This is a genomic window from Actinoplanes subglobosus (assembly GCF_042650585.1).
GTDB classification, from domain to species: domain Bacteria; phylum Actinomycetota; class Actinomycetes; order Mycobacteriales; family Micromonosporaceae; genus Actinoplanes; species Actinoplanes subglobosus.
In genome coordinates this window covers 25,443-38,965 of sequence record NZ_JBHSBL010000008.1, presented here as the reverse complement: position 1 = coordinate 38,965, position 13,523 = coordinate 25,443, and the positions used below count along the sequence as shown (strand labels likewise).

General features: G+C 72.7%; 10 protein-coding genes. 9 read left to right on the top strand and 1 reads right to left on the bottom strand.

All coding sequences use genetic code 11. From position 1 onward, the window contains the following. Positions 1–41: 41 nt before the first annotated feature. Positions 42–383, top strand: a complete 342-nt coding sequence (locus tag ACFO0C_RS10235) for a hypothetical protein (RefSeq protein ID WP_378066346.1) — start codon at positions 42–44, stop codon at positions 381–383. Then, positions 380–1,609, top strand: coding sequence for a response regulator (locus tag ACFO0C_RS10230; RefSeq protein ID WP_378066345.1), 1,230 nt, complete (start codon positions 380–382; stop codon positions 1,607–1,609). Before ACFO0C_RS10235 ends, ACFO0C_RS10230 begins: the two co-directional genes overlap by 4 nt. Before the next feature lies 1 nt (position 1,610). On the opposite strand, the gene ACFO0C_RS10225 is transcribed toward ACFO0C_RS10230, so the two are convergent. Continuing rightward, complete coding sequence (locus tag ACFO0C_RS10225) at positions 1,611–2,162, bottom strand: hypothetical protein (RefSeq protein ID WP_378066344.1); 552 nt, start codon at positions 2,160–2,162, stop codon at positions 1,611–1,613. Between the two features lie 156 nt (positions 2,163–2,318). Here ACFO0C_RS10225 and ACFO0C_RS10220 point away from each other — a divergent pair, with 156 nt between their 5' ends. The 7 genes from ACFO0C_RS10220 to ACFO0C_RS10190 all read left to right on the top strand — a co-directional run bounded on the left by ACFO0C_RS10220 (position 2,319) and on the right by ACFO0C_RS10190 (position 13,506). Then, on the top strand, positions 2,319–5,408 hold the full coding sequence (locus tag ACFO0C_RS10220; protein WP_378066343.1) for an amino acid adenylation domain-containing protein: 3,090 nt from the start codon (positions 2,319–2,321) through the stop codon (positions 5,406–5,408). Continuing rightward, positions 5,405–6,664, top strand: a complete 1,260-nt coding sequence (locus ACFO0C_RS10215; RefSeq protein WP_378066342.1) for an ATP-grasp domain-containing protein — start codon at positions 5,405–5,407, stop codon at positions 6,662–6,664. The genes ACFO0C_RS10220 and ACFO0C_RS10215 overlap by 4 nt, the downstream gene beginning before the upstream one ends. A 106-nt stretch (positions 6,665–6,770) precedes the next feature. Continuing rightward, positions 6,771–8,156, top strand: a complete 1,386-nt coding sequence (locus tag ACFO0C_RS10210) for a sensor histidine kinase (protein WP_378066341.1) — start codon at positions 6,771–6,773, stop codon at positions 8,154–8,156. A 2-nt stretch (positions 8,157–8,158) separates the two neighbouring features. Continuing rightward, positions 8,159–8,596: a response regulator gene (locus ACFO0C_RS10205; RefSeq protein ID WP_378066340.1), complete on the top strand. Its 438-nt coding sequence runs from the start codon at positions 8,159–8,161 to the stop codon at positions 8,594–8,596. Further along, positions 8,589–10,538, top strand: coding sequence for a hybrid sensor histidine kinase/response regulator (locus ACFO0C_RS10200; protein WP_378066339.1), 1,950 nt, complete (start codon positions 8,589–8,591; stop codon positions 10,536–10,538). Before ACFO0C_RS10205 ends, ACFO0C_RS10200 begins: the two co-directional genes overlap by 8 nt. A gap of 36 nt (positions 10,539–10,574) precedes the next feature. Continuing rightward, a complete protein-coding gene (locus ACFO0C_RS10195; protein ID WP_378066338.1) occupies positions 10,575–12,041 on the top strand; it encodes an SMI1/KNR4 family protein in 1,467 nt (488 codons plus the stop codon). A gap of 184 nt (positions 12,042–12,225) precedes the next feature. Beyond that, the gene (locus tag ACFO0C_RS10190) at positions 12,226–13,506 is read left to right on the top strand and encodes a flavin monoamine oxidase family protein (protein ID WP_378066337.1); all 1,281 of its coding nucleotides are present in this window, start codon (positions 12,226–12,228) and stop codon (positions 13,504–13,506) included. Positions 13,507–13,523: the final 17 nt, after the last annotated feature.

The window sequence follows — 13,523 nt, the reverse complement described above, 5'->3', positions numbered from 1 at the left end:
TCGGTGCGTTCGCCGGGCCGGCCCTGCTCGGCGCGGCGGTCGTGGCGGCCCTGCCGGCGCTGGTGCTGACGGTGCTCTACGGCGACGGCTACACCTCGGCGACGACGCTGGTCCAGGTGCTCGGCGGGGTAGCCGGGTTCACCTCGGTGGTCACCGTCCTGACGAACGCCGCCCTGGCCCGGCACTCCTGGATGACACTGGTCCCCTGGGCCGGCGCCGTCCTGGAGGTCGCCCTGATCCAGGTGTGGCACGGCTCGGCCGCCCAGATCGCCGCCTGCTCGGCCGCCGCGCTGCTGCCGACGCTGGCGGTGATCGCGGTGGCCGAGGGGCGGGCCTGGACACGCCGGACGCCCGTACTCGTATCTCAAGGGGACCGCGGATGAGTTTCGCAGCACGGAGTCTGGCCGACGCCCTGCCGTACCCGGCCGCGATCGCCGACGACAGCGGCCGTGTCCTGGTCGCCAACGAACGGTGGCGCGACGCCGGGACCGGCCCGGGGTGCCCGGCGCACGGCCGGCTCGCCGAGCTCGTTCGCGACGGCCTGGAGACGGCGCTGACCTGCGACTGTGACCCGGCCGCCCCGGCGGCACTGCGGATCGCCCACCTGGAGAGCACCTGCGGGGCCCAGCGCCGGCTGATCACCGTCGAACGGCTGCCCGGAGTGTTCGCCGGCGAGGTCCGGACCCCGGCCGCCGTGGTGGCCGCGGCGATCGGCCTGCTGCAGGCCCAGGCGCTGCCGGGCGCGCCGGCGGAGAGCCTCGACGAGATCCGGCTGACCGTTCAGGGGCTGCAGGCGCTGGCCGGTGACCTGGCCGAACGGGCCGCCCCGCCGACACCGGCGGTGGAGAGCCCGCGGGCGACGCTCCCCGCACTGCCGCCCGGCCGGGTGCTGCTCGCCGAGGACGACCAGGTCAACCGGACCATGCTGCAACGCATGATCAGCGTGCTGGGCGTGGAGTGCGACACCGTCCCGGACGGTGCGGCCGCCGTGACCGCCCTGCTCGGCGAGACGAAGTACGACCTGGCGCTGCTCGACATGCAGATGCCGGCGATGGGCGGGCCGGAGGCCACCCGGGCGGCCCGCGCCGCCGGCTGCCGGGTGCCGATCCTCGCGCTGACCGCGACGACCCTGGCCGAGGATCAGGAGCGCTGCCGGGACGCCGGGATGGACGGTCACCTGCCCAAGCCGATCACCCTGCCGGAGTTACGGCACGCGCTGGAGCCCTACCTGACCGCCGCGCCCGCGCCCTCGCCCGAGGTGGAGGCGCTGTCCCGGGCCCAGTTGCAGGAACTGGAGCTGCAGCTGGAGGGCCGTGAACTGGTGGAGATGACGGTGAACATGTTCCTGGCCGAGCTGGACGGCCGCCGCCAGGCCATGGACGCCGCCCTCGACAGCGGCAGCAACGACCGTCTGGCCGCGGTGGCGCACACCCTCAAATCGTCCAGCGCACTGCTCGGCGCCCAGCCGCTGGCCGACGCGTGCGCCCGGGTGGAACGACTGGCCGGCAGCCCGGTCGACGCCGAGGTGCTGGCGGCGGCGGTGTCCGAGGTCGGGCTGGCCGCCGGGGCCGCCGCGATCGCGATGGCCGAGTACCTCAACCAGACGTGACTCAGACCCGGTGCCGGGCCGGGTGCCGGTAGCGGCGCAGCTCGCCGCTGAACGCGGAGCCGTACCGCCGGCGCAGCATGAGACCGGCCACCAGTGCCCCGGCCAGGGCGGCCAGCCACGGGATGATCTCCGTGGCGCCGGTCGCGGAGACCTGCGGCGGCACCGCGCCGATCAGCGTGCGCAGCTCGCCGGCCGGCGTGTGCCCGGTGACCAGGACACTCGCCCCGGTGGCGGCCACGATCGCCGACGTGCTGGTGACCGCGGAGGCCAGCACCAGGTCGACGGCGCCGGCCGCGTCGGCGGTGACCGTGCGCTCCTGCTCCGCACCGACCCGCACCTGCACCGGCGAGCCCCCTCGGAACCCGACGGCGTAGACCGCCAGCCCGCGCCGCTGCGCGTCGGCCTGCCAGAGGACGGTCAGGGCGTCGGCGTTACCGCCGTACCCCGGACCGTCGGCACCGGCCGGAACCGGCGCGACACCGGCACCGGCCAGCACGGCGGCGAGCAGAAAGCCGGCTTTCCGCAGGCGGGAGGCATTACGAGCACCGGTCACGCAGCGACGATGACACCCGCCGGTTGCAGAACGGTTCCCGGCCGGGTTGCCGTCCGGTGCGCGCATCGTCGGCCATCATTCCATCGGCGGACATGGCTTCCCAGGTCAGCCGGTTCCGGCGACCATGGAGAGACACCGGGGGGCGGAGGTCTGGCCGTGGTCGTCAACGAGGGATTCCCGCCGGCGGAATGGTCGGGCCACGTGTCCGGATATCCGGGCCGGTCGTCGATCGCCGAGCTGTTCACCGTCCGGGCGGCGGCCGCGCCGGACACGACGGCCGTGGCCGAGGGCGACCGTGCCATCACCTACGCCGCGCTGGACCGCTGGTCCGATGCCCTGGCCGTCCGCCTGATCGAGGCCGGCGTGCGGGCCGGCGATCCGGTGGGCCTGCTCGGCGACCGCTGTCTGGAGTCCCCGGTCGGGATGCTCGCCATCGTGAAGGCGGGTGCCGCCTACGTGCCGCTGGATCCGTCCGACCCACCCGGCCGCCTGCGGACGCTCGTCGAGCGGATCGGGATCCGGCACCTGGTCCGGCTACCGGGCACGGCGGGCGTGCTGGAGGACACCCACGCGGTCGCGGCGGCCGGTCACCACGACGACGGGCGACGGCCGCCGCCACCCGAGTCCGGCGGCGACGGTACGGCGTACGTCATGTTCACCTCCGGCTCGTCCGGTGTCCCGCACGCCGTGGCGGTGCCGCACCGTGCCGTCGCCCGCCTCGTGATCGGCGCCGGCTTCCTCCGGATCACCCCGGCCGACCGGCTCTCGCACACCGGCCACCCGTCGTTCGACGCGTCGGTGTTCGAGGTGTGGGGCGCCCTGCTCAACGGCGCCCGCCTGGTGATCGTGGACCACGACACCCTGCTCGATCCAGCCCGCCTCGACCGCCTGTTCACCGACGGCGGTGTCACTGTCGCGTGGCTGACCGCCGGGATCTTCCACCACTGCGCGCGCACCCGCCCCGGCATGTTCGCGGGCCTGCGCTGCCTGATCGCGGGCGGTGACGTCCTCGATCCGGCCCTGGTGCGCCGGGTGCTGGCGACCGGCCCGCCACGCCGTCTGCTGAACGGTTACGGGCCGACCGAGAACACGACATTCTCCACCACGTACCACATCACCGAGGTACCGGAGGGCACCGCACGGATCCCGATCGGGCGGCCGGTCTCCGGCTCGACCTGCCACATCCTCGGCGACGACGGCGAGCCGGTCCCGATCGGCACCGAGGGCGAACTCTGGGTCGGCGGCGCCGGTGTCGCCTCGGGTTACGCCGACGAGCCCGGGCTGACGGCCGAACGTTTCCGCACCACCCGGCACGGGCGGCTGTTCCGGACCGGCGACCGGGCCCGCTGGCTGCCGTCCGGTGACATCGACTTCCTCGGCCGCCGGGACCGGATGGTCAAGATCCGCGGCTTCCGGGTCGAACTCGACGAGATCGAGGCGGTCCTCGCGAGCTCGGAACACGTCGCCGCCGCGGCGGTCGTGGTCACCGGCGACGACCCGGACACCCGCACGATCGTCGCCTACTACCAGCCGGCCGGCGCGGAGACGACCGACCTGCGCGAGTACCTGGCCGCCCGCCTGCCACGGTTCATGCTGCCGGCCCGCCTGGTCGCACGGGAGCGGCTCCCGCTGGCCGCCACGGGCAAGGTCGACCGCGCGGCGCTGGCCACCGGTCACCCGGCCGTACCCGCGGTCAGCCGGCGGCCGCCGGTGACACCGATCGAGGTGGGCATCGCGCGGCTGTGGGTGGACGTCCTCGACGCCGATCCCGACGAGATCAGCCTCGACGACAGCTTCTTCGACCTCGGCGGCAACTCGCTGCTGGCGGCACGCCTGTTCGCCCGCCTGCGGGCGATGTTCGGCGTCGACCGCTCGCAGAGCCGGATCCTGACGTCCCGGCTGCTGGCCGACCCGACGCTGGCCGGATGCGCCGCCGCCGTGCAGGAGGCCCGCGCCGGCCTGCTCGCCCACGACAACGACGCCCTCGACCCCGATTTCCGCCGCGAGTGCGGGCTCGACACGCCCCCGGCGATCGCCCGGCCGCGCACCCCGGTCGACGAACCGGCGCCGGAGCCGTACTCCGGCGGTCCGATCCTGCTCACCGGCGCCACCGGCTTCCTCGGCAGCTACCTGCTCCACGGCCTGCTGACCGGCACCGACGCCGAGATCCACTGTCTGGTCCGGGCCACCGACCGCGACCATGCGCGGGTCCGGCTGGTTGCCGCGCAGCGGCATCACCGTCTGGGTGATCCACCCCCTGATCGGGTACGGCCACTCGCCGGCGATCTCAGCCGGCCCGACCTGGGCCTGACCGGGACGGAGTTCGCCGACCTGTCCGACCGGCTGGAACTGATCGTCCACGCCGGCGCCTACGTCAACTTCACGTACCCCTACGCCCAGCTCGCCCCGACGACGGTCGGCGGCACCCGGGAGATCGTGCGGCTGGCCATGCCGCGACGTGTCCCGGTCCACTTCGTGTCGACGCTGGCGGTGCTGGCCGGTTTCGGGGCGGCCGGCGTGCGGGAGGTCTCCGAGGACACCCCACCGGCCCACCCGGAACACCTGTTCATGGGGTACACCGAGACCAAGTGGATGGCCGAGTCGGTGCTGGCCCGCGCCGCCCGCGACGGTCTGCCGGTCGGCGTGCACCGGCCCTACGAGATCGCCGGCGACCTCGCCCACGGCGCCTGGAACCTGGAGAACGCCACGTGCGCGATGCTGCGGCTGATCGTCGACCTGCGGGCCGCACCGGACGTCGACCTGTCCCTGGACCTGGTCCCCGTCGACGTGCTGGCGGCCCAGATCCTGCACATCGCCCTGACCCGCACCCGGCGGTCCCGCACCTACCACCTGACCAACCCGAGCCCGGCGACCCTGCCCGACATGACCGAGGCACTGCGCCGCAACGGTTACCGGGTGGACACGGTGCCGTTCGGTGCGTGGGCGACGCGGGCGGTGGAGTTCATCGCCGGAAACCCACGGCACCCGTTCACCCCGTTCGTGCCGCTGTGGGTGGACCGCAGCCCGATCAGCGACCTGGTGGTGAAGGAGATGTACTTCACCAGCACCTTTCCCCGGTTCGGGCGGGCCAACACCGAGGACGCGCTGACCGGGTCGGGGATCACGATGCCGCCGGTGGACGCGGCGCTGCTCGACCACTACGTGCGGTTCTTCCAGCGGTCCGGGTTCTTCCCCGCTGCTGACGGCGCCCGGCCGGTCACCGGTTCCCGTACCGGCAAGCGATGACGCCGGGCGTCCGGCCACCCCGGCTGGCCGTGGTGTTCGACTTCGGCTCCGCCACGCCGATGAGCATCCTCGCCGCGGCCCGCGGCCTCGCCGAGGTCGTCTTCCTCTGCGACCGGGGCCTCCCGCACGTCCGGCCGCTCTACGACGACCTGCGCGCGCTGGCCCGGGTCTGCGACATCACCGGACTGACCGACGAGCAGATCCTGGCCCACCCGGACTGCGCCGGCCTGGCCGGGATCGTCACGTTCAGCGAGAGCCGGATCAACCGGACCGCCGCCCTCGCCGCCCGTCTCGGCCTGCCGTCGCTCGGCGTGGACACGGCGGCGGCAGTCACCGACAAATACCGGCAGCGGTGCCTGTTCGCCGAGACCGGGGTCCAGCACACTCCGTGCCGCGTGGTCCGGGCCCGGTCGGAACTCGGGCCCGCACTGGCCGAGGTCGGCCTGCCGGCGGTCCTCAAACCGCGCAGCGGGGCGGCCAGCGCACGGACGTGCACGGTCCACGACGTCGGCGAGGCGCACGCCCGCTGGGACGAGTTCGCCGGCGGTCCCGCCGAGTTCGTCGTCGAGGCGCTGCTGGCCGGTGACCCGTCGGTGGCCGGGCCGGGCTGGGGCGACTACGTCTCGGTCGAGTCGGTGATCTCCTACGGCGACATCGCGCACGTCGAGGTGACCGGCAAGTTCCCGCTGGCCGCGCCACTACGGGAGACCGGGTACGTGGTGCCCGGCACCCTGGACGACAGCCACCGGCGGGAGGTCCTGGCCCTCACGACGGCGGCCCTGACCGCCCTGGGCGTACGGCACGGCGTCACCCACACCGAGGTCAAACTCACCCCCGACGGCCCCCGGATCATCGAGGTCAACGGCCGTCTCGGCGGTTACGTCGCCGACCTGGTCCGGCGGGCCCGCGGTTTCGACCTGGTGCGTGCCGCGCTCACCGTGGCGCTGGGCCGCACCCCCGCCCGGCCACCGGCGGCACTGCGGCGGCACACGTTCCAGTACTTCCTGACCCCACCGATGACCGCCGTCGCACTCCGCCGGCTCGACGGGACCGACCGGCTCGACGACATACCCGGAATCCACCTCGTCGAACTGTTCGCGCAGCCCGGGACGACCCTGGACTGGCGGCGCGGCACCCTGGCCCACCTGGGCATCGTGCACGGGTCGGCGCGCGATCACCAGGGGGTCCAGCGCCTGGTCGAGGAGGTCGGCCGGGCCCTGGACATCGAGTACGAGGAATCCCCGGAAGCCGGGTGAACCCCCACGAACCGACTTCGTCCAGTGCTAGCGTCGTCCCCGTCGGAGCTTGGGTGCATCGGGGGCCGCCATGGTAACGACTCCCGCGGTCAGCGGGTATCACCACGTGACCCGGACGATCGTGCGCCCCTGGGCGCTGCGAGCCGGCCAGGCCCTGCGACACCTGACGGGCGCCGATCCGGGGGCCGCTGTCGCCGCCGCCGTGGTGGCCGGGACGGCCCTCAACTACGTGCTGCTGCGGCGGCACTGCGACCGCGCCGCCACCACCGTCGCGGGTGCCCAGGTGGCCCTGCTCGGTGCCTTCGGCCTCTACGCCCGCAACGCCGTCGCCCGCGCCGCCCGCGGTCGCACCGCCGCGCAGAACGAGGCCGCGGCCAGCCACAACCAGCTGCAGAAACTCATCGACAACACCGAGTCGAACATCTACATGAAGCGGGTCGACAACGGCCGCTACCTGCTGGTCAACAAGGAGTGGGAGCGGCTATTCGGCGTGCCCCGCGACCAGGTCGTCGAGCTGACCGACAGCGGCGTCTTCCCGCCGGACCTGGCCGCCGAACTGCGGGCCAACGATCTGAAGGTGGCGGCCTCCGGGCGGACGGTGCAGTACGAGGAGACCGCGGACAGCATCGACGGCGTCCGGACGTACATCTCGGTGAAGTTCCCGGTCCTGGACGGCAACGGCGAGCCCTACGCGGTGTGCGGGATCTCCACCGACATCACCGACCGCAAGCGGGCCGAGGACGAGGTCCGCCGGCTCAACGCGAACCTCGAGACCCGGGTCCGGCAGCGGACCGCCGAACTGGAGGCGTCGACCCGGGAGCTGGACGCGTTCGCCTACTCCGTCTCGCACGACCTGCGGGCGCCGCTGCGGTCCCTGCACGGGTTCAGCGACGCGCTCCTGGAGGACTACGCCGACGTCCTGGACGAGGTCGGCCAGGACTACCTGCACCGCATCCAGCGCAACGTCGGCCGGATGGGCCGGATGATCGACGACCTGCTCAACCTGTCCCGGGCCACCCGCGCCGACCTGGAACGGGCGCCGGTGGACCTGTCGGCGATGAGCAAGGAGATCGTCACCGAGTTGCGGACGGCCGACTCCGGCCGTGCCGTCACCCTCCTCGTCCCGGCCGGGCTCACCGCCGAGGCCGACCCCCACCTGCTCCGGCTCGCCCTGCAGAACCTGCTGGCCAACGCGTGGAAGTTCACCGGCAAACGGGCTGAGGCGGTCATCGAGGTGGGCCGGACCGAGCGCTCCGGTGAGACGTACTTCTTCGTGAAGGACAACGGTGTCGGGTTCGACATGGCCTACGCCGGCAAGCTGTTCGACGCCTTCCAGCGGCTGCACACCACCGCCGACTTCGAGGGCACCGGCATCGGCCTGGCGATCGTGGCCCGGGTGGTTCGGCGGCACGGCGGCCGGGTCTTCGCCGAGGCCGGTGTCGACAGCGGCGCGACGTTCTTCTTCAACCTGATGAGCGGGGTGAAGGGCTAGCCATGGCCGAGGACGGCAGGATCCTGGTCATCGACGACAGCGCCGACGACGTGACGCTCATGCTGCGGGCGCTCAAGAAGAACAACATCACCAACGCCGTCGACATCGCCACCGACGGCGAGGAGGCGCTGCGCTACCTCTTCCCACCGGGCGGACGGCAGAACCCGATGCCCGCGCTCGTCCTGCTGGACCTCAACATGCCGAAGATCAGCGGACTGGAGGTGCTGCGCAGCATCCGGGCCGATCCCCGTACCCGGTATCTGCCGGTCGTCGTCCTGACCACCTCCACCGAGGAACGCGACATCGTCAACACGTACGACCTCGGCGCCAACAGCTTCGTCCGCAAGCCGGTGGCGTTCGACGAGTTCCTCGACGCGGTGAAGGTGCTGGGCATGTACTGGCTGCTGGTGAACCGTCCGGCGGGACGGCAGCATGACTGACGAGCCCCAGGAGATCCGCCTGCTGCTCATCGAGGACAGCGAGGACGACGCGATCCTCGTGGTCGATCGGCTGCGCCGGGCCGGACTGCGCGTCACCTACGAGCGGGTGGAGACCGCCGGCGCGATGGGCGAGGCACTGCGTGCCGGGGCACCGGACATCGTGATCTCCGACAACGGGATGCCGACGTTCAACGCCGACGCGGCGCTGCAGCTGCTCCGCGACACCGGCCTGGACGTGCCGTTCATCGTGGTGTCCGGGCAGATCGGCGAGGAGTCGGCGACCGCCCTGATGCGGGCCGGCGCCCACGACTTCGTTCTCAAGGACAAGCTCGCCCGCCTGGCTCCGGCGGTCCAGCGCGAACTGCGCGAGGCCCGGGACCGGCAGCGGCGCCGGCGGACCGAGGCCGCCCTGCGCACCAGCGAGGAACGGTTCCGGCTGGTGGCGGAGAACCTGCGGGACGTCCTGTTCCGGTTCCGGCCCGGCCCGTCACCGGTGCTCGACTACATCAGCCCCGCCATCGCGACGATGACCGGCCTGTCCCCCGACGAGCTGTACGAGCGGCCCGGCCTGCTCTTCGACGCCATGGACCCGGAGGATCGCGAGGTGATGCGGGAGTCGTGGCGGACACCACCGAGCGGCCCGCTCATCATGCGCTGGCCGCGGCCCGACGGCACCTGGACCTGCGCCGAGCAGCGTCTCGTCGCGGTCCACGAGGGCGGCGTGCCGATCGCCGTCGAGGGCATCCTGCGCGACATCACCGCCCAGGTGAAAGCCGACGAGCAGCGCCGCGACCTGGAACGTCAGCTGCACCAGGCCGAACGGCTGGACTCCCTGGGCCAGCTCGCCGGCGGTGTCGCGCACGACTTCAACAACATCCTCGGCGTGATCAGCGGCTACACCGGTTTCGTGCTGGACGAGCTCGGCCCCGACCACGCGTGCCGCCCCGACCTGGAGAACATCGACGACGCCGCCCGCCGCGCCGCCGCTCTGACCCGCCAGCTGCTGATCTTCAGCCGCCTCCAGCCGTCCCATCCGGAGCAGGTGGACCTGAACGCCGTGGTCGCCCAGATCCAGCGGCTGTTGAGCCGCACGATCGGTGAGGACATAGCGTTCGGCATCGACGTCGAACCCGGCCTCGGCGTCGTCACCATCGACCCCAGCCGGCTGGAGCAGATCATCATCAACCTGGTGGTGAACGCACGTGCCGCCATGCCGGAAGGGGGCAGCCTGACCATCCGGACGGCGAACGTGGACGGCGTACCGGCCACCGCGATCGGCACACCACCCCAGACCGGGCGGTACGTGCGGCTCACCGTCGCGGACACCGGCTGCGGCATGGACGAGGAAGTCCAGCGGCGGGCGTTCGAGCCGTTCTTCACCACCCGCGGCACCGGCCAGGGCAGTGGCCTGGGCCTGGCGACCGTCTACGGCGCGGTGCAGGAGGCGTCGGGCGCGATCACCGTCGACTCGGCGCCCGGCGAGGGCACCCGGATCACCGTCTACCTCCCGGCCGCGGACCGGCCCGCGGCCACCGCCGAACCCGACACCGCACCCGCCGACACCGGGCGGGGCCGGGGCGAACGGATCCTGGTGGTCGAGGACGACGACGACATCCGCACGATCACCGGACGGGTCCTGACCCGTGGCGGCTACGACGTCTCCGGGGCCGCCACCCGCGAGGAGGCGCTGCGGCTCATCAACGACGAGGGGCAGTCGTTCGATCTGCTCCTGTCGGACGTGATCATGCCGGGGATGCCGGTGCTGGAGTTCATCCAGACGGTGCTCGGCGCCCGCCCCGCGATCCGGATCGTCTTCATGTCGGGCTACACCGCCGACAGCGACCGGCGGCTGCCCGAAGGGGTGCCGATCGTCAACAAGCCGTTCAGCTCCCGCGCACTCCTGCAGCAGATCCAGACGACACTCAGCAGCGCCGCCGGCTGACGATTCTTGTCGGAGGTGGCTGGCACAATGCCGGGCGTGGAGCTGATCGAAGTCGCATTGCACCGTCTCGGGGCCGCCTTCGTGGCCGGGTTGCACGAGCCCGGCTACCTCTTGATCTCCACCTCGGAGTGGGGGCGGACGGCACAGTCCTACACCATGGCGGGTTCACCCGGGCTGCTCGGGCGGTGGCCGGGCACGGATCTCAACGAGGCGATGGCCGCCTTCCACGCCGGCACGGTGATCGAGGTGATCGGCGATCCGGGCGGCGACTACACGATCCACTGGACCCGTGACGGCGGGACCACGCCGACGCAGATCCTCCTCGATGCGGCTTACCGGTTTCCCGGCCACGAGCGCCCGTCGCCGCGCACCCCGGGCGTCACCGACCGACGGCCCACCGATCCCCCGGTCCTGGCCGAGGTGCGCGAGCTGGTGGCCGAGTTCATCCGCGAGCACCACGCGGAGGGCTACCCCGCCGGCAACACCGAGGAGGAGATCCTCGCCGCCGAGGACCGGCTCGGCGTGCGCCTGCCCGAGGACCTGCGCGCCCTCTACCGCGTCCTGCCCGACGACCGCACCGAGTCCGGCCTGCTCGATCCTTTCGTGCTGGCCCCGCTGGACCGGCTGGTCGAGTGGAACGCCGAGGCCCACCCCGGCTATCAGGACGGCGTCTTCGACGACCCGATGATCTTCGACTGTGATCCGCCCGGCCACGTCCGCCGGGTGTCGTCGAGCAGCGGCTGGCTGACGTTCGCCGGCGACTACGGGATGAATTACGCCGCCGTCGACCTCGATCCCGGCCCGCTCGGCGCCCACGGCCAGGTGGTTACCCACGGCCGCGACGTGTGGGCCCCGGTCGAGTATGTGGCGGGTTCGGTCCGCGCCCTGCTCCGCCGGGCCATCGACACCCTCGACGAGGAGCGCGACGACCCGCCACCCGAGCGCTGGCAGACGGACTCCCTGACCGAGGTCGACGACCCGGCGATGATCCAGGAGATCGTTCTGGCCGACGCCACCGACGTCCGCTTCGCGGACCTGGACAGATTCCCCAACCTCAAATCCATTGTCGTACGGGACTCGCCAACCCCCGTCGACATGACGCTTCCACCGGCGCTGCCGATCGAGCGGGTGAACGTCACCGCCCCCACGTTCGACCCGGCCGTGCTGACGACGGCACTCACCCTGTCCGGCATCCGCCTGGCCGGAAACAGGACCCCGGTGCCGATCGCCGCCCTGGCCACCCTCCCGGCCCTGCTCAGCCTCGACCTAGCCGAGGCCGAGGTCACCGACATCGAGTCGATCGCGACGTTCCCCGCCCTGCGCCGCCTGACCCTGAGCGCCGGCCAGTGGACCGGCTTGCTGGCCACCGGCTGGCAGCCGTCCTCCCTGGCAGCGGCCGAGCTGGCCGGCCCCGCCGGAGTCGCCGCCGCCACGCATTGGCGCAGATCTCTCGGCCACGAGGCCACCCACCGGACCCTGCACGGCCCCCGCCCGGCCACCTGACCACCACCGCCGCCGCGCGCCCGTCGACAACCGCGCCACCGGGTCGATCACCCGGAGCACACCGCCCGAGGGCGATGATTCACTCGGTCGCGGTTCCGCGTACCGAAAATCGGTGGCGGCCGTGACCCGACCGGCGCCACGATGCGCGAGTTGATCACGTGCTGGAAGACAGGCAGGTAGCGCGATGAGCCGGCTGACCGGATTCGCGGTCTCGCACTGGGCCGACGACCCGTGGGCGCGCGGCTCGTGGAGCCTGATCGGCCGGGACGGTTCCCCGCAGGACCGCCTCGGCCTGGGCGCCCCGATCGGCACACGCCTGCGGATAGCGGGCGAAGCCACCCACCCCACCCGCGCCGGGATGACGCACGGTGCGTACGAGCAGGGCACCGAAGCCGCCGTCTGGGCCCTCCGGCAGCGGCACTCCCGCGTCGCCGTGGTCGGCGCCGGCATGGCGGGCCTGGCCGCCGCCCGGACCCTCCGGTCCCAGGGCGCCGACGTGATCATCTGGGAGGCCCGCGACCGCCCGGGCGGCCGCACCGCCCCCGCCGAGATCACCGACGCCGCGGGCACCGCACGTGACCCGGATGACCGGATCACCTTCGATCTCGGCGCCAACTGGCTGCAACAATATGACGACAACGTCCTGGCTCGCCTCGCCGAACAGCTCGCACTGCGGTCCGTGCCCACCGACTTCAACGAGCCCCTGATCCTGAACGCTCCCACCGACCCGGCGGAGGAGATCGAGATCGAATTGCGGGCCCGCCTCGACGCGGCGCCCGAAGGGGCCTCGATCGCCGACGTTCTCCACGAATGGTTACGGGCTCCCGGCCCCTGGGATCCGCAGGCGGTACGCCGGTTCGTGGACGCGGAGATCGTCATGGACTCCGGTGCGCCCCTGGAATGGCTGAGTGCCCGCCACGGATTCGAGCCCGGGGTCGGCGAGGGCGATCGGTGGATCGTCGGCGGCTACCGGCTGCTGGTGGATCACCTGGCCGACGGCCTGGACATCCGGCTGCGCCACCCGGTCACCCGGATCACCGTCGACGCGGGCGGGGTGACGCTGGCCGGCGACGCCGGTTCGCTGCGAGCGGACGCGGTGATCGTCACCGTCCCCCTGGGCGTCCTCGCGGCGGACGGCATCGCGTTCGAACCGCCCCTGCCCGAGACACATCGCGCCGCCCTGTCCCACCTGGGAACCGGCCGCGTGGAGAAGGTGATCCTCCGCTTCGGCGAACGATTCTGGCCACCGCACCCGGCCGGCTACTTCCGGGTCCACGGCCCGACCGGCAACTCCATCAGCGAATGGCTCGACGCCACCGCGGCCGACGGCGTCCCCACGCTGGTGGGCCTGTTCGCCGGCCCATGGCTCGACGACCTGTGGACCGGCACCGACGAGGAGATCGCCACCCGCGCGGCGGCGGTCTTCACACAGGCCGTGCACACTCCACCGGAACCGTCTCGGTGACGCACGGTCCAGGCGGC